Raw genomic sequence first — 24,375 nt, forward strand, 5'->3', positions numbered from 1 at the left:
GAATCAAAAACACGTTATATAAGAGGTATTCGCATTTCTATCTATATATAATAGTAAAGAAAGAATTTAAAATCTCAATATTTACCTACAATAGGTATTACAGCCTCAGGACGCGATATAATAGAAAGCAACCAAAACAAGCTCGCTATATATAAGAGTACACTATAATATATAGACTACAACATCAAAACCCCTATCAGAAGCACATCCACAAGAGAAACCTGCCAAAGGCAAAAAAAACTTTACTAGCTAAAACGTCGGATAATAGCGAGTTATAAAATACTTTCAAAAAAAGGCAATATAAAGTTTGCAAGTAAAGGAAAAGATGCTACTTTTGCATCCGCATTAGAGAAGTAGTTACCACGGTAACTAGGAATCGAAAAGCAGACGATCATATAAAAATAGTGAAGCAAGTATTACTTAAAAATAGTTTTAAAAATTTATAAAAATAAATTTGGATAACAATAAAATAAGGTAGTATCTTTGCAGTCCGCTTCAGTAAAGACAAGGGGTTAGCGAAAAAGAGGGATTAAATTTTCTCAAAATAAATTTTGCTAATTCAAATAAGTTTTTTACTTTTGCACTCGCTTTGAAACAGAAGTGAGATAGGATAGAAGAATACGTTCATAGACATATTGGATTGACAGCATATAAATAAGAGAGTAAGGCAAATCGCAAGATTTGGATTATAGTTTTTAATTTACGAAATTAAAAATATACGATGAAGAGTTTGATCCTGGCTCAGGATGAACGCTAGCGGCAGGCCTAACACATGCAAGTCGAGGGGTAGAAGGAGCTTGCTTCTTTGAGACCGGCGCACGGGTGAGTAACGCGTATGCAACCTACCTTATACAGGGGAATAGCCCGAAGAAATTCGGATTAATGCTCCATGGTTTATTGATGTGGCATCACATTAATAATAAAGATTTATCGGTATAAGATGGGCATGCGTATCATTAGCTAGTTGGTATGGTAACGGCATACCAAGGCGACGATGATTAGGGGTCCTGAGAGGGAGATCCCCCACACTGGTACTGAGACACGGACCAGACTCCTACGGGAGGCAGCAGTGAGGAATATTGGTCAATGGAGGCAACTCTGAACCAGCCATGCCGCGTGCAGGATGACGGTCCTATGGATTGTAAACTGCTTTTGTACGGGAAGAAACCTCTCTACGAGTAGAGACTTGACGGTACCGTAAGAATAAGGATCGGCTAACTCCGTGCCAGCAGCCGCGGTAATACGGAGGATCCGAGCGTTATCCGGAATTATTGGGTTTAAAGGGTTCGTAGGCGGCTTTGTAAGTCAGTGGTGAAATTTCCTAGCTTAACTAGGACACGGCCATTGATACTGCAGAGCTTGAATAATATGGAAGTAACTAGAATATGTAGTGTAGCGGTGAAATGCTTAGATATTACATGGAATACCAATTGCGAAGGCAGGTTACTACGTATTTATTGACGCTGATGAACGAAAGCGTGGGTAGCGAACAGGATTAGATACCCTGGTAGTCCACGCCGTAAACGATGGATACTAGCTGTTCGGATTTCGGTCTGAGTGGCTAAGCGAAAGTGATAAGTATCCCACCTGGGGAGTACGTTCGCAAGAATGAAACTCAAAGGAATTGACGGGGGCCCGCACAAGCGGTGGAGCATGTGGTTTAATTCGATGATACGCGAGGAACCTTACCAGGGCTTAAATGTAGATTGACAGATTTGGAAACAGATTTTTCTTCGGACAATTTACAAGGTGCTGCATGGTTGTCGTCAGCTCGTGCCGTGAGGTGTCAGGTTAAGTCCTATAACGAGCGCAACCCCTATTGTTAGTTACCAGCGCGTTAAGGCGGGGACTCTAGCAAGACTGCCGGTGCAAACCGTGAGGAAGGTGGGGATGACGTCAAATCATCACGGCCCTTACGTCCTGGGCTACACACGTGCTACAATGGCAAGTACAGAAAGCAGCTACCTGGCAACAGGATGCGAATCTCCAAAGCTTGTCTCAGTTCGGATCGGAGTCTGCAACTCGACTCCGTGAAGCTGGAATCGCTAGTAATCGGATATCAGCCATGATCCGGTGAATACGTTCCCGGGCCTTGTACACACCGCCCGTCAAGCCATGGAAGCTGGGGGTACCTGAAGTCGGTGACCGCAAGGAGCTGCCTAGGGTAAAACTGGTAACTAGGGCTAAGTCGTAACAAGGTAGCCGTACCGGAAGGTGCGGCTGGAACACCTCCTTTCTAGAGAATAATTAGGATTATAATAACTTTACTCTCGCTGTTAATACCAAAAAAAAAGATACAAACAATAAGTATAGAGTCTCGTAGCTCAGCTGGTTAGAGTACTACACTGATAATGTAGGGGTCGGCAGTTCGAGTCTGCCCGGGACTACTAAATACTTAAGGTTATGTATTAAAAGGAAATACTAGAGGTTAGCTAACCGTTTTGTGGTAGTGATACCGATAGAAAAAAACGGGGGATTAGCTCAGCTGGCTAGAGCGCCTGCCTTGCACGCAGGAGGTCATCGGTTCGACTCCGATATTCTCCACTAGGCTTTAAAAGCCAAAACGATCATTGACATATTGATAACTTAACTAACAAAATAAAGTTAGAAAAGAATACAAACAAGATATAGAAATATATTAAAATTTATAGAAAGTACGATTCGAAAGAATTGTAAGCACATAAGCAAAATAAGGGCGTATGGGGAATGCCTAGGCTCTCAGAGGCGAAGAAGGACGTGATAAGCTGCGAAAAGCTACGGGGATCGGCACACACGAATTGATCCGTAGATATCCGAATGGGGCAACCCACTATGTTGAAGACATAGTATCCAATAAGGAGGCGAACCCGCTGAACTGAAACATCTAAGTAGGCGGAGGAGAAGAAAACAAAAGTGATTCCGCAAGTAGTGGCGAGCGAACGCGGAATAGCCCAAACCAAAGTTGTTACGGCAATTTTGGGGTTGTAGGACCACGATATTTCTTGCGGATTGAATTAGAACTACTTGGAAAGGTAGACCATAGAGGGTGATAGTCCCGTATAAGTAAGAGAAGATAAGAATAGTGGTATCCTGAGTAGGTCGGGGCACGTGAAACCTTGATTGAATCCGGCGGGACCATCCGCCAAGGCTAAATACTCCTGAGAGACCGATAGTGAACCAGTACCGTGAGGGAAAGGTGAAAAGAACCGTGAATAACGGAGTGAAATAGATCCTGAAACCATACGCCTACAAGCGGTCGGAGCTTCTACGTGAAGTGACGGCGTGCCTTTTGCATAATGAGCCTACGAGTTACCGTTGCTGGCAAGGATAAGTGATTAAGTCATGGATCCGTAGCGAAAGCGAGTCTTAATAGGGCGCTTTAGTCAGTAGTGGTAGACGCGAAACCGTGTGATCTACCCATGGGCAGGTTGAAGTTTAGGTAACACTAAATGGAGGACCGAACCGTTTAACGCTGAAAAGTTTTCGGATGACCTGTGGGTAGGGGTGAAAGGCCAATCAAACTCGGAAATAGCTCGTACTCCCCGAAATGCATTTAGGTGCAGCGATAGTCGATAGTTACTTAGAGGTAGAGCTACTGATTGGATGCGGGGGCTTCACCGCCTACCAATTCCTGACAAACTCCGAATGCTAAGTAATGATACCTATCAGTGAGGGCATGGGTGCTAAGGTCCATGTCCGAGAGGGAAAGAACCCAGACCATCAGCTAAGGTCCCCAAATGTATACTAAGTTGAAATAACGCGGTTTGATTGCCCAGACAGCTAGGATGTTGGCTTGGAAGCAGCCATTCATTTAAAGAGTGCGTAACAGCTCACTAGTCGAGCGATCGAGCATGGATAATAATCGGGCATAAGTATACTACCGAAGCTATGGATTTTCGCATCATATGCGAGAGTGGTAGGGGAGCATTCTAACGGGGTAGAAGGTGATTTGTGAGAATTGCTGGACCTTTTAGAAAAGAAAATGTAGGCATAAGTAACGATAAGGGGTGCGAGAAACACCCCCGCCGTAAGACTAAGGATTCCTGAGCTATGCTAATCAGCTTAGGGTTAGTCGGGACCTAAGGCACACCCGAAGGGGGACGTCGATGGCCAACGGGTTAATATTCCCGTACTACTTATAATTGTGATGGAGTGACACAGTGATGAAAGCACCGCGAACTGACGGAATAGTTCGTTGAAGCACGTACCTATTGGTTTGATAGTAAAATGCGTCAGACTAGGAGAAATGCGATAGTACTTTGCGTCTTCGGACAACGAGATAGTGTGCCTAAGGGCTGTCAAGAAAAGCTTCTAAACTTAGATTATAAGTACCCGTACCGTAAACCGACACAGGTAGTCGAGGAGAGTATCCTAAGGCGCTCGAGAGATTCATGGCTAAGGAACTAGGCAAAATAGACCTGTAACTTCGGGAGAAAGGTCGCCAGCAGCAATGCTGGCCGCAGTGAAAAGGTCCAGGCGACTGTTTATCAAAAACACAGGGCTCTGCAAAATCGTAAGATGAAGTATAGGGCCTGACACCTGCCCGGTGCTGGAAGGTTAAGAGGAGATGTTATAGATGAGCAATTGTTTAGAAGCATTGAATTGAAGCCCCAGTAAACGGCGGCCGTAACTATAACGGTCCTAAGGTAGCGAAATTCCTTGTCGGGTAAGTTCCGACCTGCACGAATGGTGTAACGATCTGGACACTGTCTCAGCCATGAGCTCGGTGAAATTGTAGTATCGGTGAAGATGCCGATTACCCGCAGTGGGACGAAAAGACCCTGTGCACCTTTACTATAGCTTAGTATTGTTCTTGGATAAGTGATGTGTAGGATAGGTGGGAGACTGTGAAATGGCGTCGCTAGGCGTTGTGGAGTCATTGTTGAAATACCACCCTTTGCTTATTTGAGATCTAACTCCGCGATTGTGGAGGACATTGCTTGGTGGGTAGTTTGACTGGGGTGGTCGCCTCCAAAAGAGTAACGGAGGCTTCTAAAGGTTCCCTCAGCACGCTTGGTAACCGTGCGTAGAGTGCAATGGTATAAGGGAGCTTGACTGAGAGACATACAGGTCGATCAGGTACGAAAGTAGAGCATAGTGATCCGGTGGTTCCGCATGGAAGGGCCATCGCTCAAAGGATAAAAGGTACGCCGGGGATAACAGGCTGATCTCCCCCAAGAGCTCATATCGACGGGGGGGTTTGGCACCTCGATGTCGGCTCGTCACATCCTGGGGCTGGAGAAGGTCCCAAGGGTTGGGCTGTTCGCCCATTAAAGTGGCACGCGAGCTGGGTTCAGAACGTCGTGAGACAGTTCGGTCTCTATCTACTGTGGGCGTTAGAAATTTGAGTGGATCTGAATCTAGTACGAGAGGACCGATTTGGACCAACCTCTAGTGCATCTGTTGTCTCGCCAGGGGCATCGCAGAGTAGCTACGTTGGGAAGGGATAAGCGCTGAAAGCATATAAGTGCGAAACCCACCACAAGATGAGATTTCTTTAAAGGGTCGTTGGAGATTACAACGTTGATAGGCTATAGATGTAAAGGCAGTAATGTCAGAGTCGAGTAGTACTAATAACCCGTAAGCTTATGTGTACTCCCCTTGTTTAATACAAGGGGAGGGCAACTTTCTAAAACACAAACGCTTGTATTCAAAAAAAGTCTAACAAAGTAGTTAAGGCATATCAATATAGTTCAAAAATATTAGTTACGTCAATGTAACAACCGATTTAAGGTGGTTATTGCAGCGGGGCTCACCTCTATCCATTTCGAACAGAGAAGTTAAGCCCGCTAGCGCAGATGGTACTGCTAACCAGTGGGAGAGTATGTCGCCGCCTTTCTTTAGAATCCCCAATCTCGTATGAGGTTGGGGATTTTTTGTTTTATAAATATTGCGATAAAGACGATCCTTCATTTAGGATCAATCTCAAAAGTTGTGTTTATGCAGGATCATAGTCAAAAGTTGGGGACTAGGCAAAAAGGGATCATGGTCAAAAGTTGGGGACTATACAAAAAGTCTAGTTAATCTAAAGAGGAAACACTTTTCATCCCTAACACCTCTATACATTATACGGAGGTATTTAATTTTTGTATTAAAAGATTATTTCTTATTAGGATTTAATTACAAAATGATCTCAAGTTTTTCTCTGTATTGTAATATTAAGTTCTATGGGATTATAGCTAAAAGTATCAATTATAGAATGTTTTTTTACTTTAGAACAATAATTAAGCTGTTATTGAATTTAAGTTATTTATCTATTACATGAAATATGGTGAAAGTACTATTATTTCTAGTGAATGCTAAAATTTATGATATTTTATGCATTATATTTGTATTTGGAAAGTTGTAATAATTATTATCAAGAAAAAGGAAATGAGTAATGCATTAAAAAGACAGTTAAAACGTGATACTCCAAGGGGTATTATATTTAGTATAGACTTATTGATTGTCTTGTTTACATATTTTATATCGAGTATATTATTAACTAATTTTTTTGGTAATTTTTCATTAGAATTAATGGTAAAGCGCATACCTGTATTACTTGTATGTTATATTATTAGTTTTATGATTTTTAAACCTTTTAAAGGTGTTATTAGACAAACAAGTACTAAAGATATTGAGAATATATTTATATCATGTTTGTTTTCTGGTGCTGTTGTAATGCTTATTAGTTCATTGCAACGAAATGAATTTCTTGGACTTACTTTAGAAGATTATTTACGATATTCGTATTCATTTGTTTTATTACATCTATTTTTTACTTCTGGATTATTGATTTTAGCTCGTCTATTTTATAGCCAATTTTATAGATCGTATGTGTTAGATGTTCGAAATCACAAGCGTGTTATTATTTATGGTGCAGGTGATTCTGGAATTATAACTGTTGGTGCATTACAAGGTGATACAAAAATTAGAACTCATATTGTTGGGTTTGTAGATGATAATTCAAGTAAAAGTGGAAATAGATTAGCAGGTTATAGAATATACAATCCATCTATTTTAGATGAGAACTACATCTTAACAAATCGAATAGACGAAATCATTATATCTATCCAGAATATAACTAGGGAACGTCTAAATGATATCTCTGAGGTTTTAGAAAAGTTACCTGTAAAGATTAAAATTATCCCTCCAGCGACAGATTGGTTAGACGGTTCTTATACTAACAAACAAATTAAAGAATTAAAGATTGATGATTTATTAGGACGTAAAGCTATTCAACTAGATAATCCAATTATTGCTAAAGAGATTGATGGTAAGGTGGTTTTGATTACTGGGGCTGCTGGTTCAATCGGTAGTGAGATTGCAAGGCAGGTAGCTCGTTTTAATTTTAAGAAATTGATTCTTGTGGATCATGCGGAATCTCCGTTGTATGATGTGCAACAAACTATGGTCTCTGATAAATGTTCAGATATAATATATGTGGTTGGTAATATACGAGATGAGAAAAAGATGGATACTATCTTTGATCAATATCGTCCATCATTAGTTTATCATGCGGCAGCATATAAACATGTTCCTTTAATGGAATCTTTTCCTTATGAGGCTATACATACCAACGTAAAAGGAACTAAAGTTATAGCAGACCTATCTGTTGAGTATAAGGTACAAAAATTTGTGATGGTTTCTACTGACAAGGCAGTGAATCCTACTAATGTAATGGGGGCTACTAAACGTGCAGCTGAAATTTATGTATCGAGTTTAACAGATAATGGAGTTACTAGTTTTATAGTAACGCGTTTCGGAAATGTTTTAGGCTCTAATGGGTCAGTTATTCCATTGTTTAAGAGACAAATTGATTTAGGTGGGCCACTAACAGTTACACATCAAGATATAACACGTTTTTTTATGACTATTCCTGAAGCTTGTCAACTAGTGCTTGAAGCCTCTATTATGGGACATGGTGGAGAGATATTTGTCTTCGATATGGGTAAGTCTATGAAAATATTTGATTTAGCTAAACGTATGATTAGATTGAGTGGATTTAGTTATCCTGAAGATATAGATATTAAAATTACAGGATTAAGACCTGGGGAAAAGATTTTTGAAGAATTATTAGCTAATGATGAAAATACTGTCAAAACTCATCATGAGAAGATAATGATTGCTAAAGTGCGTAGTCAAGATCTTAATCTGATGAAAGTAGAGATAGAATTAATGTGTGAAAATGTATGTCATAATCAGGGGCAAGATAATGTGGAGGGATTAGTGAAGCAATTAAAGAGTATTGTACCAGAATTTAAATCGCAGAACTCTCGTTTTGAATGCTTAGATAAAGTAGAAGAATGTTCAGCTAATTAGCTGAACATTTTTTTTTGTAGTATAGTTTGATTGAATATTCTATAATATTTTCATTATGGTTGTTTTATGTTGTAGTAGGTTATTGTTTTATTTGACTCTTTATGGTAGTTTTAAGATGGTTTAATTAGGATGCGATATTCTAGTGAGTTAATCAAGTAAGTAGTTAGTATATGTGCTTAAAATACGAATGAGAAAAGTCAGTGCATAAAAAAAGGAACTGCTATAAACAGTTCCTCTTCTATATAAATTGTATGGGTATATATTAAATATTGAAAGATGTTTTGATATCTTCTATTCTATCTAATTTTTCCCAAGTAAATAACTCTACTTCGATTTCTTTAGTTTCTCCACCTGGTCTAGTGAATACCTTAGTTACCGTCTGTGGTTTACGTCCCATGTGTCCGTAAGCGGCTGTCTCACTATAGATAGGGTTTCTAAGTTTAAGGCTAGTTTCAATGAAATAAGGTCTTAGATCAAATAACTCACTTACTTTCTTAGCAATCTCTCCATCTGTTAGTTTAACATTACTAGTTCCATAAGTATTAATATATAAACCTGTAGGTTTAGCTACTCCGATAGCATAAGATACTTGAACTAAAACTTCGTCAGCTACACCTGCAGCTACTAAGTTTTTAGCGATATGTCTAGTTGCATAAGCTGCACTACGGTCTACTTTACTTGGATCTTTTCCGGAGAAAGCACCACCACCGTGAGCACCTTTACCACCATAAGTATCTACAATAATCTTACGACCTGTAAGACCAGTATCTCCGTGAGGACCTCCGATAACGAAGACACCTGTAGGGTTAATTAAATACTCTATTTCTTCATTGTTTTCAAATAAGTATTTGTATTGAGGATATTTATTTAATACACGTGCGATCAATACTTCTTTGATATCTTTTTCTATTTGTGCCTGCATTGTTTTTTCTGCAGTACTTTTAGCCTCAACAGAGTTGTCTAGTGGTTTGATGAAATCATCATGTTGAGTAGAAAGAACGATAGTAACAATTCTGATAGGCGTGTTATTATCATCATATTCTAAAGTAACTTGACTCTTTGCGTCTGGTCTAAGGTAAGTCACTTCTGTATTCTCTCTTCTGATAGCTGCTAGTTCTTGTAGTAGTTTATGAGAAAGGTCTAAAGCTAAAGGCATGTAATCCTCAGTTTCTTTAGTTGCGTAACCAAACATCATTCCTTGGTCACCAGCTCCTTGTTCTTCAGGGCTCTTTCTGTCCACACCTTGATTAATATCTGCAGACTGTTCGTGTATAGCAGACAAGATACCACATGAATTAGCCTCGAACATATATTCACTTTTCGTGTAACCGATGCGTTTGATTACATCTCTAGCGATCTGTTGTACGTCTAAGTATGTATTTGATTTAACTTCACCAGCCAAGATAACTTGCCCTGTAGTAACTAATGTTTCACAAGCGACCTTTGAATCTTGGTCAAATGCTAAAAAGTTGTCGATTAAAGCATCAGATATTTGATCAGCAATTTTATCTGGATGTCCTTCACTTACTGATTCAGATGTAAAGTAATAAGCCATAATAATTATTTTTTATAAATTAAAAATAGAGGAAATGGCTAAAGGGGAAGTATTAATTTCTGCTTTAGCATTTTTTACCGAGGTTGCAATCAGTACAAATTCTTCCTCCTGTTATTTGTGATGCAAATGTATTAACTATTTTAATATAGTACCAAGTATTTTTATGTTTTATATTTATGTTAACTTTTATCAATTAGATTAAGTGCTTGATATAGTAGTTTTTAATCTCTGAGAGATCTTATAAATATAAATATCTTTTTAAAATAGATGTCAACTGTCAACATATTCTAATAACTTAGGAAGTTCTATTGTTTTTGTTTCTTTTACAAAGTAATGTATGTGCATGGGAGTGTGCTTTTGTGTTAAAAAGTGTTTACGAATTGCCTTATCGATAAAAATATGTTCAAAAAATATTAATATGACATATTATATTGATTGTTTTGTATTTTTGTCAACAGTTTAGAATTATAAACAACAATTAGAATGAGACTACATAACATAGAAGACCAAAAATCAATTACGCCACAGTTAGCACTTTCTTTTTTAACTGAGGGGAATAAACGCTTTGTGGAAAACTTGAAAGCTCATAGTAATTTATTAGAACAGGTTAATTCTACTAAAGAAGGACAATATCCTTTCGCTATTATACTTAGCTGTATAGATAGCCGTACTTCAGCAGAGTTAATCTTCGATCAAGGATTAGGGGATATATTTAGCGCACGTATAGCTGGTAACGTTTTAAATGAAGATATTATTGGTTCTATGGAGTTTGCATGTAAATTAGCAAATAGTAAGCTTATTATGGTATTAGGTCATTCACATTGTGGAGCTATTACTGGAGCATGTAAAGGGGCTAAACTAGGACACTTGACTAATCTATTAGCTAAGGTAGAACCATCTATAGATTATGTAAAATCGAATAATAGCGATTTAGATATCCATTCTAAAGAAGCAGTGGATTTAGTAGCTTATCACAATGTAGAGTATACTATTGACCATATTCTTAGTACAAGTACAGTATTAAGTGAAATGTATGAAGCTGGAGAGATAGGTATCGTAGGTGCATTTTATAAAGTAGAAACAGGAGAGGTAAACATCGTTAAAGAGATGTTTATCGATAAAAATTAGAACTATGGCACATAGTGAGTTTTACAAGAAGATATTAGAACGCAATAAAGAATGGGTAGAGGATAGACTATCAGTTAATCCTGACTACTTTAAGCGACTATCAGAGAAGCAAACTCCTCCAGTATTATGGATAGGCTGTTCGGACAGTAGAGTACCTGCTAATGAGATTATCGGAGCTGAACCAGGAGATGTGTTCGTACATCGTAATATTGCTAACATGGTCATTCACTCAGATATGAATATGCTAAGCGTACTAGACTATGCAGTTAATATCTTAAAGATTAAGGATATTATCGTGTGTGGACATTATGGTTGTGGTGGTGTATTAGCTGCTATGAAGAATGAGTCGTATGGACTAATAGACAACTGGATACGCCATATCAAGACGGTGTATAGGCTACATAATCAAGAGCTAGATCAGATAGATGATGAAGTGGCTCGTTTTAATCGTTTTGTAGAACTTAACGTACATGAACAAGTCTATGATTTAGCGAAAACCTCTATCGTACAAGAGGCTTGGGCTCGTAATCAGGATTTGAGTATACATGGTTGGGTTTACGGACTTAACTCTGGATATGTTACTGACTTAGGTGTAAACTTGATGAATAATAATGATCTAGATGAAGTATATCAACTTCGTTTTAAGAAGATATAACTTTTAGTCATCCGTATTTTCATTAAAAGATGAAGGTAATAAGGAAGGGATAAACCTTAGTAAAATAGGTAATAGAATAGTCCCTCCGGGCAAAATAAAGATAGCAAGAGAAGGGATGGTTTTAATAACTTCAATAGTTTGTTTTTTAACCATCTTTTTTTCTTCCTTATTTAGGTCTCTATGTGTAGAATCTACTAATAGCTTCATAAGTTGTGTATTCTTTTGCAACTCTTTGATTAGCCTTCCTTTGTTCCTAGTAAGTAAAAGTTCTATATAACTACTAGAATTCTTAATCACATTGTCGAATAGGTTACTAGATTTATAGTAATAATATTCATTATTGTTTTTTTCTAATACTTTTTCAAAGTAGAATATACTCTCTTTTAGTTTATCCTCACTGTATAATATAGTAGCATAAGGTACCTGGTTAAAGTCTGGTAGCTCAATTTCTTGTGACTCGTTATCCCATGAGTTACAGACTATGTAATCAATAATGAAATTACTTTCAAAGTTGATACTAGGCCTCAATTTGATAGGATCTGTGTCTAGTGACTTATTAGATTCTAAAAAGTTGATTAGTTGTAAATCCTTTTTACTGGGTTGATTTTGATTCTTTTTAAACGAAAGGGTAATCTCTTTTAGTTGTTCTACTATATGTTGTGTGAATACATTAGGATCAATTTTTTCATTGATAAAGGCTTCAAACGCAAGTATATCAATGAATAATAGAATCATATTTAACACAAAATCGTTGCTCTTAGATTCAGAAAAGAAGTGTTCTTTACAGCGTATAGAGAATATATTCTCTAGTTTATTATACGGGTTCTTATCGTTAAAAAAGCCAGTTATAATATTAGTCTTATGAGGAATAAGTATATCGTAAAAGCCTATTAACGTCGTTATGAATTGATCTGTATCATCTGACTTCAGGTGAATATTAAAGACCTTCTCTAAGAGTTGTAAGTAGCATATCTTAGATAGTTCTTCTTGCGTATATTTAAAGTTTTTATAGATATCAGGAAGTTCAGCCATATCGATGATACCATAACTAAACCCTATTTTTCTAATTATAGTAGAGATCTGCTCGCTATCATCAGAAGCGAATATTTGATATTGGTTCTTCTCTGTAAAATACTTTTTTATCCAGCCGTTAGTAGATGGGTTCATGCGAGTCTAATTAAAAAAAAGTGATGGTTATTAGCCATCACTTACAGTTTACCATTTAACTTGTTTTTCTATAGCTTTGATCATTTCTGATGCGATATCTAAATTTGTAGCTCCTTCGATTCCCTCTAATCCAGGCGAAGAGTTTACTTCTAGCAATAGAGGTCCTTTAGCTGATCGAATGATATCAACCCCCGCTACTTTTAGGTTCATTGCTTTAGCTGCTCTAATTGCTATTTTCTTTTCTTCAGGAGTTACTTTGATTATAGAAGCAGTACCCCCTAAGTGTATATTTGCTCTGAATTCTCCAGGAACAGCCTCACGTTGGATAGCAGCAACTACTTTTCCGTCTATTACGAAACAGCGAATATCTTTACCATTTGCCTCCTTAATAAACTCTTGAACTAAGATGTTAGCGTTAAGACTTTTAAAAGCATTGATAACACTCTCAGCAGCTTTCTTCGTTTCTGCTAATACTACACCTTTTCCTTGAGTACCTTCTAATAACTTTACGATTAGTGGACTTCCACCGACCATCTTGATTAAGTCATTCGTATCTAAAGGTGAATTAGCAAAACCAGTAGTAGGGATATCTATTCCGTTATTTAATAATAACTGTAGTGAGAATAATTTATCTCTAGACTGTGTGATAGCAGCAGCATTGTTAAGACTGTATACTTTTAGAGACTCGAAGTGACGTGTTAATGCACATCCGTAGTATGTCATACTAGGGCGGATACGTGGAATAACGGCATCAAAGTCGTTTAATATTCTACCGCCTCTATAGTGAATCTCAGGTTGGTTAGCATCTAATTTCATATAGCAGTACTTAAGATTAAGGAAGTGCATCTCGTGACCTCTTAATTCACCAGCTTCTATAATTCTCTTATTACTATATAGTTCAGGATTACTTGCTAATAGCCCAATGCGAAGACCTTTTTTATCTGTTTTAGGTTTAGTATAGTATTCTTCTAATTTTTCTACTGTAGGCTGACCTAATAAGAAGTGTTTCTCAGGATCTACTAATACGCGACCACCCATAGCTTCTCTACCTAATAGCATTCTATATCCCATAGAATCTCTATTCGTTAAAGTCAATTCTATAACCCAAGTAGTGTTGTCGATAGAGATCTCAGTTTGGATAACATATCTAGATTCTCTAGATCCACTAGAACTTTTGACGATTCTTTTATCGATAACTTTAGATTCACAGTGGATAATTGTTTTTCCATTGTTTTGAAGAGGATTGACATCAAATTTAACCCACTTTTCTCCATCTTTTTCAAAAGGAACAATGTTTATAGCATGTAATGCTGATGTTTTAGCACCTGAATCAACTCTAGCTTTAATAGCGGGGATATTTAAAGTAGAAAAAGAACACCATTCTTCACTACCAACAATAACTTTGTCTAACATATAATAATAAAAATCTAATGCGAATGTACTGTATTAAATATAATGCTTTTATATGACAATGAAAAAAAATATAAAATTTAATGATTTCGCAACATATTATAGATGTGATAAGAAGAAGTATAGTGGAGTAGGGATTTCGTTTGCACCCCTATTTTGTTTTAGTAATTATTAAAGTGGAGCACTTTCCCTAGAATCGCTTATCTGATGTATAGTTAGAAGATGTAGTTATAGTCTCAGCAATTTTGTAATCTAATGGTTTGATTTTACAATTCATTCTACCCAGAATAAGTGATAGACATATAAATGAAAATAAATTATATAAAACGGGCTGAATTAGCTCTAAAATCATACTACAGTATTGTTTTAGAGCTAATGAAAGAGCTATGAAGTAGAATTACTTTGTAGTATTTGGCTAACGCTGATTATGGATTTAACCTAAGAGAATGATGAGAAATGGTGTCAAACAAAACACTAGACTAGTAAATTATATTCTTCGTTTTCGTGATTTTATCTCCTGTTATAAAGATAATCTTTAGGCATTCAAGTATTTCTGTTTAGATATCTCACTCAAAATAGTTTATATTTTTTCTTTATTGATCACTTATTTATAGGATAAAAGTCAAATCCTGACCTTTCTGAATACACCATTTTTTATATCATCTCCCGTATAAAGCCTCTAGAATACCTTTAGTGTACTTTTTTGTATATTTTTTTAATCACTAATTAATATAAGTTGTTGATTTGTAGTTGGTTTATGACAAATATCGAATTATACTACATCACTAATACCTAGCTTAATCCCAAGCAATTATGTACTTTATACTCAATGATAGGACAGTTATAGGACAATAGTTGTACTGAGAATATTTTGCCCTATTATACTGCTTGTAATCTGCACTTATTCTTCTCTAATGGCACATTCATTTTAAATTATATTTTCAACAGTATAAGATAAAATTTGACTAAAAAATAAAATAATTAAACCTTTTATCACGCCTAATTGATTTGTATTTAATCATCAAGCGAGAGTATCACTAGGCTGAATAGGGGGTGATTTTTTCTTGTTACTTATGTACTTGGTATGCTGATTTTTATATATTGGAAACAGGGAAAATGACACCTTCTCTTTCAGGCACCTCTTCAAAGAAGGAGGATTGAAAAAATGGATCCCACCGGGCTATATACGCCTAGTAACTAAAGCAATCAGCAAAGAGTCTAATGAAGTAGAAACTCCCCTTAAAAGTAAACAATCTGATGAGGGAGTAATCGATGGAGCACGCTCTATTTTAGAGGTCGATAATATTAGAGAGGAACAGAAGGAGTGATAAGGTTAGTAGACTAAATGGGATGTAGTATAATGAGTTTTTTTGTTTGATATTTATATTTTTTGTCTTTGCTTGGAGTACTAGGGAGTGTAATAGGATCAGAATTAGGAGAGATAAGTATTAGTATCTAAAGTGATATGTTATAAGGTTAATTATAGAAATAAAAAAAGCTGTCTCATTTGAGACAGCCCCTTTTACTTATATTACTGTGCATTAACTAATACTTCTAATGCGTCTTTTGCTTCGTTTAGTTTCATTTCGATACTATCACCTAGCGTTATTTTAGAGTTTACGATCTCTTCTGCTAGTGGGTCTTCGATGTACTTCTGGATAGCTCGTTTTAGCGGTCTAGCTCCATACTGTTTATCAAATCCTTTCTCAGCGATGAAATCTTTCGCATCGTCACTTAACGTTAGGTTATAACCTAAGTCAGTGATGCGAGTAAATAACTTTTTAAGTTCGATATCGATGATTAGGTCGATATGGTTGCGTTCTAAAGCATTGAAGACAATGATATCATCTATTCTGTTTAAGAACTCAGGAGCAAAAGCTTTCTTCAGTGCGTTTTCTATTACAGACTTAGAGTTTTGACCAGTTTGTTCTTGTCTTGCATTTGTTCCAAAACCAACACCTTGACCAAAGTCTTTTAGTTGACGAGCTCCGATGTTAGAAGTCATAATGATGATAGTATTTCTAAAATCAACTTTGCGACCTAAACTATCTGTAAGGTGTCCATCATCTAACACTTGTAATAACATATTAAATACGTCTGGGTGTGCCTTCTCGATTTCATCAAATAGAATTACACTATATGGTTTTCTTCTGATCTTCTCAGTTAGTTGACCACCTTCTTCGTATCCTACGTATCCTGGAGGCGCTCCTACTAATCTAGAGATCGCGAACTTCTCCATATACTCACTCATATCGATACGGATAAGTGCTTCTTCAGAATCAAACATCTCTTTAGCGATAACTTTCGCTAACTGCGTTTTACCTACACCAGTCTGTCCTAAGAAGATAAATGAACCAATAGGTCTATTTGGGTCTTTTAGTCCAGCTCTGTTTCTCTGAATAGCCTTAGCGATCTTAGAGACAGCTTCGTCCTGACCGATTACTTTACCTTTAATTAACTGAGGAAGATTAGCTAGTTTAGTAATCTCTTTCTCCGCTATTCTATTTACAGGTATACCAGTCATCATAGACACCACATCAGCAACGTCCTCTTCAGTAACCACTATTCTGTTCTGCTTAACATCCTGTTCCCAATTTTCTTGAGCGATAGCTAAGTCCTTCTCTAGTTGTTTCTCATCATCTCTTAATCGAGCAGCTTCTTCATACTTTTGCTTTTGTACCATTTCGTTCTTTTGCTCTTTCGCTAGCTCTAGTCTTTGCTCAAGATCAACGATATTATCAGGTACATTGATATTCGTGATGTGTACACGCGATCCTACTTCATCCATAGCATCGATAGCCTTGTCTGGTAAGAATCGGTCACTCATATATCTATTCGTAAGTTTCACACACGCCTCGATAGCTTCATCAGTGTACGTTACATTATGGTGACTTTCGTATTTATCTTTGATGTTGTTTAAGATAGTAATCGTCTCGTCTACAGTAGTCGGTTCTACGATTACTTTTTGGAAACGACGCTCTAAAGCACCATCTTTCTCTATGTGCTGTCTAAACTCGTCTAGGGTAGTGGCACCGATACATTGGATTTCACCTCTAGCTAGAGCAGGTTTAAACATATTAGACGCATCTAGTGAACCAGTAGCTCCACCTGCACCTACGATAGTGTGAATCTCGTCTATGAATAGAATGATATCATCATTCTTCTCTAGTTCGTTCATCACAGCTTTCATTCTCTCCTCAAACTGACCTCTATACTTCGTACCCGCTACAAGGCTGGCTAAGTCTAATGTCACAACTCTTTTGTTATAAAGAATACGAGAAACTTTCTTCTGGATAATACGCAGTGCTAATCCTTCTGCAATAGCAGATTTACCCACACCAGGTTCTCCGATTAGAAGAGGGTTGTTTTTCTTGCGTCTACTTAAGATTTGAGATACTCTCTCGATCTCTTTTTCACGACCTACAACAGGATCTAGCTTGCCATTCTCCGCCATTTCTGTTAAATCACGACCAAAATTATCTAAAACAGGAGTTTTACTTCTTTTAGATGATTTAGTTGTAGAGCTGTCAGTACTGTCAGTGTTTTTACTGTCATCTTGACTTGGTTCATCGTAAGTTTGAGCTTTAGGTGTATCAAATAATTCTTCCGTAGCGTTCTTTACATCATTAGTTGTACTTAAGTATTCTTGTTTAATAGCTTCATAATCTACTTTCATTTTGTTTAGAATTTGAGTAGTAGGATCATCACTATTTTTTAAGATACAAAGTAGTAAGTGAACTGAGTTAATTTCGTCATTTTTAAATAGTTTAACTTCCAGATAAGTCAATCTTAATGCTCGTTCAGCTTGTTTTGTTAAATGTAATTGTACTTTGTTATTTAACAACTCTTTATTGTGAGAAGCGGGGTTTAAAGTTTCTATTTTATGGCGTAGAAAATCAATATCTATATCTAGGTTACTTAAAATATTAGAGGCTTCACCTTGTTCTATTTTTAATAGTCCTAGTAATAGATGCTCAGTACCTATAGAGTCGTGGTTAAGCCTGATAGCTTCATCTTTACTATAAGAAATAACATCTTTTACTTCTTGTGAGAAATTATCATCCATTTTTCGTTTCAAATTAGGTGAATATTCATTTTAATTTTTAAAGATACAAAAAGTGTACCTATTGCAAAAAAGCTGACAATAGCTAATTGACAAAAAAAAAGTATAATAAAAAAGGAAGAAAGAGTTTTTTTATTAAAAAAAGATTTTGTTCAATAATCAAATGAAATACTTGTATAATTACGTGTATAAAACCTATAAAAACTGTATATTAGCGCGTTTAATAATTGACAATTTTTAATTTTATATACATATGTCTGAAGGAGAAAAGTTGATTCCTATTAACATTGAGGAGCAAATGAAATCAGCATACATTGATTATTCAATGTCTGTAATTGTATCGCGCGCGCTTCCTGATGTTAGAGATGGATTAAAACCTGTTCATCGAAGAGTATTATTCGGAATGTATGAGCTTGGCGTAATGGCTAATAGAGCACATAAAAAGTCGGCGAGAATTGTAGGGGAAGTTTTAGGTAAATATCACCCACACGGTGATAGTTCTGTGTACGATGCGATGGTGCGTATGGCTCAAGATTGGAGTATGCGTTATTTACTAGTGGATGGACAAGGTAACTTTGGATCTGTAGATGGCGATAGTCCTGCAGCAATGCGTTACACAGAAGCAAGAATGAAGAAGTTATCAGAAGATATTCTTGCAGATATTGATAAAGAAACAGTGGACTTCCAGTTGAACTTTGATGATACATTGGAAGAGCCTAAAGTAATGCCAACTAGAGTACCTACTTTATTGATAAATGGAGCTTCAGGTATTGCGGTTGGGATGGCAACTAACATGGCGCCTCATAATTTATCTGAGGTAATAGATGGAACATTAGCTTATATTGATAACAATGATATTGAGATTGATGAGTTGATGAATCATATTAAAGCACCAGATTTTCCAACAGGAGGTGTTATATACGGTTATGAAGGAGTAAGAGAGGCTTTTAAAACAGGTAGAGGTCGTATCGTTATGCGTGCCAAAGCAAGTTTTGAAGAGGTAGATGGTAGAGAGTGTATTATTGTGACTGAGATTCCTTTTCAAGTGAATAAGGCAGAGATGATTAAGAAAACTGCTGAAGCCGTTAATGAAAAGAGAATAGAAGGTATAGCTACCATTCGCGATGAGTCAGATAGAAAGGGAATGCGAATTGTCTATATTTTAAAAAGAGATGCAGTACCTAATATTGTTTTAAATACACTTTATAAGTATACTCAACTTCAGTCTTCGTTTAGTGTTAATAACATTGCCTTAGTTAATGGTAGACCTCAGACATTAGATCTGAAAGAATTAATCTACCATTTCGTTGAACATAGACATGATGTAGTTACTCGCAGAACTCAGTTTGAATTAAGAAAAGCTGAAGAACGTGCACACATTTTAGAAGGGTTAATTATTGCTTCTGATAATATAGACGAAGTTATTCGACTAATCCGCGCATCTAATAATGCAGATGAAGCAAGAGCTAAATTAATAGAAGCATTTAAATTATCTGAGATTCAAGCTCGTGCAATCGTTGAAATGCGTTTACGTCAGTTAACAGGACTAGAGCAAGATAAGTTGCGTGCGGAGTATGAAGAAATAATGAAATTAATTACTCATTTAAGAGAATTATTAGCTAGTAAAGAGCTAAGAATGAACTTGATTAAAGAGGAGTTAATTGAGATTAAAAATAAATATGGCGATGAACGTCGTTCTGTGATTGAATATGCAGGAGGTGACGTTAGTATTACTGATTTGATTGCTGATGAGCAAGTAGTTATTACTATTTCTCACGCAGGATATATCAAGCGTACGCCATTGTCTGAATACAAAACTCAGAATAGAGGAGGAGTAGGACAGAAGTCTGCTGGTACAAGAGATCAAGATTTCTTAGAGCATATGTATGTTGCTACTAACCATCAGTATATGTTGTTCTTTACTCAAAAAGGTAAGTGTTTCTGGATGAGAGTTTACGAAATACCTGAGGGAACTAAAACAAGTAAAGGTCGTGCGATTCAGAATTTGATTAATATAGAGAATGATGATAAGGTAAAAGCATTTATCTGTACTCAAGACCTTAAAAACGAGGAATACATCAATGAGCATTTTGTTATCATGGCTACTAAACAAGGTCAAGTTAAGAAAACGCCTTTAGAGCAATATTCTCGTCCGCGTCAGAATGGAATTAATGCTATTACTATTAAAGAAGATGATGAGCTATTAGAAGCTAAATTAACTGATGGTAAGAGCAAGGTACTTATAGCATTGCGTTCTGGTAAATTAGTTCGTTTTGATGAGGAGAAAACTCGTCCAATGGGTAGAACAGCGTCAGGTGTTAGAGGTATTACTTTGGCAAATGAGACAGATGAAGTAATAGGAATGGTATCTGTAAGTGATCTTGAAAGTGAGATTCTTGTTGTATCTGAGAATGGTTATGGTAAACGTTCTTCTCTAGATGAATACCGTGAAACGAATCGTGGAGGTAAGGGAGTTAAGACAATGAATATTACTGATAAAACAGGATTATTAGTGTCTATTAATTCAGTAACAGATACAGATGATTTGATGATTATTAATAAATCTGGGCTGACTATACGTCTGAAAATTTCGGATTTACGTGTAATGGGACGTGCAACACAAGGGGTTCGTTTAATTAATATTAAAGGTAATGATTCTATTGCTGCAGTATGTAAAGTAATGCGTGAGGATGAAGAAGAAATGATAGAGGGTGAAATGATCGAAGGAGATGTTGATAATATCATTGATATAGAAGATCAAATAAATGATAGTTTAGAGTAATAACAAAACAACAATCTATACAATTATGAATAAAGGATATGTTTATTTATTGTCAGCTTTAATGTTTTCAGGCTTGACAATGGCTCAAAAGAAAGAGCTAAAAGATGCAGAGAAAGCTGTTAAAAAAGGTAATGTAACTGAAGCTACTGCTGCTCTAAAAGCAGTAGAAAGTGTTCTTGACAATGCAAGTAATACTGAGAAAGCTCAGTTTTATGCTTTGAAAAATACTTTAGCTTTTACTCAGGTAGAAAAAGATATTGACGTAGATAATAATGTTGATGCTATAATTGCTTCTTTTAAGAAGATCAATGAATTTGAATCTAATAAAGGAAGTAAGATTGTAAAGCAAGCTCAAGAAGAGGTTAATACTGTTGCAGGGAAAGTAGTTGCTAAAGCTATAGAAGATAATGGTTCTGCTAATTATAAAGGAGCAAGCAGACGTTTTAATCAAGCGTATGAATTAAATCCTAGAGATACTGTTTATTTATATTATGCTGCGTCTACAGCAATTAATTCGAAGGATTATGCAGATGCCGTTGAGAAGTATAAAAAATTAGTTGAGATAGGATATAACGGAAGTGAATCCTATTATACAGCCATAGATAAAGCATCAGGACAAGTACAAAGTTTTGGAAAAGACTCTAAAATGCGTGACTTAATGGTTAAGCAAGGAACTCATACAGATCCTAAATTTGTAAAAGAGGATTCTAAGCGTCCTGAGATTTTAAAAAACTTAGTTTTAATTTATAATCAAGAAGGGAAAACTGCAGAAGCTGAGAAAGCTATTGTTGCTGCAAGAGAGGCTAACCCAGATGATATTAATTTATTATTAACTCATATGGATCTTTACTTAAAGTCTAATAATATGGGTAAATATGAGGAGTTAGCTAAACAAGCTTTAGCTAAGAATCCAAATGATGATGTTTTATTATATAATTTAGGAGTTACTAGCTTTGATGCTGGACGTTTTGACGAAGCTCGTAAATATTATGAACAAGCAATCAAAATCAATCCTAAGTCTGAAAATGCTTATCTAAATATGGCTTTCCTTAAGTTACAACCAGATCAAGAATTGACTAATAAGATGAATAACCTTGGAATGTCTGCAGCTGATAATAAAAAATATGATGCTTATAAAAAGCAGAAACATGAGATTTATAGAGATGCTATGAATGATTTAGAAAAAGTTATTTCGATTAATCCTAATAATGAAGCGGCTGTTAGTACTTTGAGAAATATTTATCGTGCATTAGAAATGAATGATAAATTAAAAGCATTAGAAGCTAAGAATTAATATAAAAAAAAGACTAGATATTTATATCTAGTCTTTTTTTATTGGTTAATTATCTGATTTTAAGTTTTTTATTTGAGTTAGTTTATCTTCCCAGATTTTTAAATCTTCCCTCTGTTTTTCAATACTCTTGCGAACTTCTTTTACAAAAGGATTATCATCACTTGGATTTTGTATGTATGCAAGGTTGTTTTCTAATTGTATTATTGTAGAATTTCCTTCTTCAATTTTACGTTGAATAAAGATTGCCTCATTTTGTAGCTTGCGCTTATCATTAGTTTCTAATATAGATTCTAGTCTATTATTGAATTTAACAGCTTCTGATTCTCTTTTACTTAAGCTCAGTTTATCAAATAGTGCATCTAGTATTTTATTGAATTTACCTTCAATAAAGCGCTTATTAGTAGGAACTGCTCCTATAGATTTCCAATTGTTTATATGATTTTTAATCTCACCTAAATCTGTTTTATGATCTCCAGATAATTGAAATCCTTTTAATAAATCAAGATATTCTTTCTTTCTGTTATACGCATCTAGTTCTACCTCTGATTCTTTATTCTTAACAGTATGTAAGCGATTAAAATAAGAATTACATGCTTCTTTAAAATCAGCCCATAGTTGATCAGAATATTTACGTGGTACATGACCAATTAGCTTCCAATCATCTTGTATTTTTTTCATGATAGGTGTAACTTTAATAAAGTCTTCACTATCTTTTAATTCTTGCGCTTTTTGGATAAGAGCTAATTTTTTCGAGTAATTATCTTGTTGCTCCTTTTTAAGCTCTTTGTAATATGCGTTTTTGTTACTATTAAAGTTTCTAGTAGCTAGTTTAAAAAGATCCCAAACTTCTTCATTGTTATCTATTGGTACCTTTCCTATAGCGAAAAAACGTTGTCTTAGTTCTTCTACTTTTGCTATTTCTTTCTGCCATTGGTTATGGTTGATTATCTTTTGTTTAGATAACTGATCTATTTCACTTATTATCGTTACTTTTAAGACAAGATTTTCTTTTTCAACACTTCTTAGTTGGTCGAACAGTATTTCTCGCTTATCATGCATTTGTTTAGTTATCTCACTAAATTGCTCCCATATTTGCTCTCGTATATCACGATCAACTGGTCCAATTTCTTCTTTCCATATTCTATGAAGAGTTTGAAGCTCTCTAAAGGATTTGATTACATCATTATTCGTTAGTAGTTCCTCAGCTCTAGATATTAGTTTTTGTTTCTGTTCTAAATTGTATTTAAAGTCAAGATCTCTAGATTCTCTATCTAAGTGTAGTTGATCATAGAATCTTTCTACATGAAAGTGATAGTTATTCCAAACGTGATTATATTTATCTTTAGGTATTGGGCCTGCATTTTTCCATTCATCTCTAAATTCTCCTAAGAGTTTTAGAGCATCTCCGTTATTGTCACTATTATCAATTAAGTCTTTTAACTTTTCTATAATAGTTAAACGCTTCTCTAGATTTGTATTTAAGTTGTTTTGTAACTGCTTAAAATAAATATTTTTAGCTACTCTATATTCTTCGTAATTATGATCGAATTCACTTTTAATTGGAAGTATGTATTGAAAGTCAGAGTCGTTTGCATCTGGGTTTTCTTCAAAGAATGCATCTCTTTTTTCATCTATTAAATCACTATACTTTCTGTAGAATTCTTTTTTAATATCTTCTACATGATCTTTGATAGTAGTTACTTTGTGATGTTTGATTAATTTGTGAAGTTCCTTGTTTAGCTTTTCTAAATCTAACTTTTCATAATTTATAGAAGGGATACTTACATCATCTATAGCTGCTAAGTCTTCACCTTCTTCTGCATTAGAGGCTGTAATGGAATCAAGAGCTTTTTCTGTATCAGTTGGGACAACCACATTTGAATTTGATTCCGGTTTTTGTCCATCTGCTAGCTCATGCAGGTTGTCATTCTTATTTTCTAACATGTTTCAAAAGTATTTATTTAAACAATATTTAGTAAAGCACAATAAATAATCGTGTTCACTCAAATTTAGTAAAAAATATTGAATGAAATATATTTTT

At 35.6% G+C, this 24,375-nt stretch carries 11 protein-coding genes, 2 tRNA genes and 3 rRNA genes; 11 read left to right on the top strand and 5 right to left on the bottom strand.

From position 1 onward, the window contains the following. The first annotated feature begins 718 nt into the window (after positions 1 to 718). From LNQ81_RS10965 to LNQ81_RS10990, 6 genes are all read left to right on the top strand, one after another. A 16S ribosomal RNA gene (locus LNQ81_RS10965) occupies positions 719 to 2,236 on the top strand. Positions 2,237 to 2,313: 77 nt separating this feature from the next. Further along, positions 2,314 to 2,387, top strand: a tRNA-Ile gene (locus LNQ81_RS10970). An 83-nt stretch (positions 2,388 to 2,470) separates the two neighbouring features. Continuing rightward, positions 2,471 to 2,544: transfer RNA gene (locus LNQ81_RS10975), tRNA-Ala, on the top strand. Positions 2,545 to 2,678: 134 nt separating this feature from the next. Further along, positions 2,679 to 5,573 (top strand): 23S ribosomal RNA (locus LNQ81_RS10980). Between the two features lie 135 nt (positions 5,574 to 5,708). Continuing rightward, a 5S ribosomal RNA gene (gene rrf, locus LNQ81_RS10985) occupies positions 5,709 to 5,818 on the top strand. The 16S, 23S and 5S rRNA genes sit together here with 2 tRNA genes alongside, the layout of an rRNA operon. Before the next feature lie 533 nt (positions 5,819 to 6,351). Then, positions 6,352 to 8,280: a polysaccharide biosynthesis protein gene (locus LNQ81_RS10990; protein WP_229946681.1), complete on the top strand. Its 1,929-nt coding sequence runs from the start codon at positions 6,352 to 6,354 to the stop codon at positions 8,278 to 8,280. 262 nt (positions 8,281 to 8,542) lie between these two features. Here the strand turns inward: LNQ81_RS10990 and metK are convergent, their stop codons facing one another. Next, positions 8,543 to 9,835 (bottom strand): methionine adenosyltransferase, encoded by a 1,293-nt coding sequence (gene metK / locus LNQ81_RS10995; RefSeq protein ID WP_229946682.1) that lies wholly within the window; start codon positions 9,833 to 9,835, stop codon positions 8,543 to 8,545. 483 nt (positions 9,836 to 10,318) lie between these two features. Here metK and LNQ81_RS11000 point away from each other — a divergent pair, with 483 nt between their 5' ends. Both LNQ81_RS11000 and LNQ81_RS11005 read left to right on the top strand, forming a co-directional pair. Beyond that, positions 10,319 to 10,963: a carbonic anhydrase family protein gene (locus LNQ81_RS11000; RefSeq protein ID WP_229946683.1), complete on the top strand. Its 645-nt coding sequence runs from the start codon at positions 10,319 to 10,321 to the stop codon at positions 10,961 to 10,963. Between the two features lie 4 nt (positions 10,964 to 10,967). Beyond that, positions 10,968 to 11,618, top strand: a complete 651-nt coding sequence (locus LNQ81_RS11005; protein ID WP_229946684.1) for a carbonic anhydrase — start codon at positions 10,968 to 10,970, stop codon at positions 11,616 to 11,618. A gap of 3 nt (positions 11,619 to 11,621) precedes the next feature. Here the strand turns inward: LNQ81_RS11005 and LNQ81_RS11010 are convergent, their stop codons facing one another. Both LNQ81_RS11010 and rimK read right to left on the bottom strand, forming a co-directional pair. Next, on the bottom strand, positions 11,622 to 12,785 hold the full coding sequence (locus LNQ81_RS11010) for an LETM1-related biofilm-associated protein (RefSeq protein WP_229946686.1): 1,164 nt from the start codon (positions 12,783 to 12,785) through the stop codon (positions 11,622 to 11,624). Positions 12,786 to 12,833: 48 nt separating this feature from the next. Then, positions 12,834 to 14,198 carry a 30S ribosomal protein S6--L-glutamate ligase gene (gene rimK / locus LNQ81_RS11015; RefSeq protein WP_229946688.1) on the bottom strand — a complete coding sequence of 455 codons (1,365 nt, stop codon included), beginning with the start codon at positions 14,196 to 14,198 and terminating at the stop codon, positions 12,834 to 12,836. 1,154 nt (positions 14,199 to 15,352) lie between these two features. Between rimK and LNQ81_RS11020 the strand changes: the two genes are divergently transcribed. Beyond that, positions 15,353 to 15,523 carry a hypothetical protein gene (locus LNQ81_RS11020; RefSeq protein ID WP_229946690.1) on the top strand — a complete coding sequence of 57 codons (171 nt, stop codon included), beginning with the start codon at positions 15,353 to 15,355 and terminating at the stop codon, positions 15,521 to 15,523. A 203-nt stretch (positions 15,524 to 15,726) separates the two neighbouring features. On the opposite strand, the gene LNQ81_RS11025 is transcribed toward LNQ81_RS11020, so the two are convergent. Beyond that, positions 15,727 to 18,261, bottom strand: coding sequence for an ATP-dependent Clp protease ATP-binding subunit (locus tag LNQ81_RS11025; RefSeq protein ID WP_229946693.1), 2,535 nt, complete (start codon positions 18,259 to 18,261; stop codon positions 15,727 to 15,729). Between the two features lie 250 nt (positions 18,262 to 18,511). Here LNQ81_RS11025 and gyrA point away from each other — a divergent pair, with 250 nt between their 5' ends. Together gyrA and LNQ81_RS11035 are read left to right on the top strand one after the other, a co-directional pair. After that, positions 18,512 to 21,040, top strand: a complete 2,529-nt coding sequence (gyrA, locus tag LNQ81_RS11030) for a DNA gyrase subunit A (RefSeq protein ID WP_229946695.1) — start codon at positions 18,512 to 18,514, stop codon at positions 21,038 to 21,040. 25 nt (positions 21,041 to 21,065) lie between these two features. Continuing rightward, positions 21,066 to 22,334 carry a tetratricopeptide repeat protein gene (locus tag LNQ81_RS11035; RefSeq protein WP_229946697.1) on the top strand — a complete coding sequence of 423 codons (1,269 nt, stop codon included), beginning with the start codon at positions 21,066 to 21,068 and terminating at the stop codon, positions 22,332 to 22,334. A 45-nt stretch (positions 22,335 to 22,379) separates the two neighbouring features. On the opposite strand, the gene LNQ81_RS11040 is transcribed toward LNQ81_RS11035, so the two are convergent. Then, a complete protein-coding gene (locus tag LNQ81_RS11040; RefSeq protein WP_229946699.1) occupies positions 22,380 to 24,278 on the bottom strand; it encodes a DUF349 domain-containing protein in 1,899 nt (632 codons plus the stop codon). Positions 24,279 to 24,375: the final 97 nt, after the last annotated feature.

Source organism: Myroides oncorhynchi, from assembly GCF_020905415.1.
Lineage (GTDB): Bacteria > Bacteroidota > Bacteroidia > Flavobacteriales > Flavobacteriaceae > Flavobacterium > Flavobacterium oncorhynchi_A.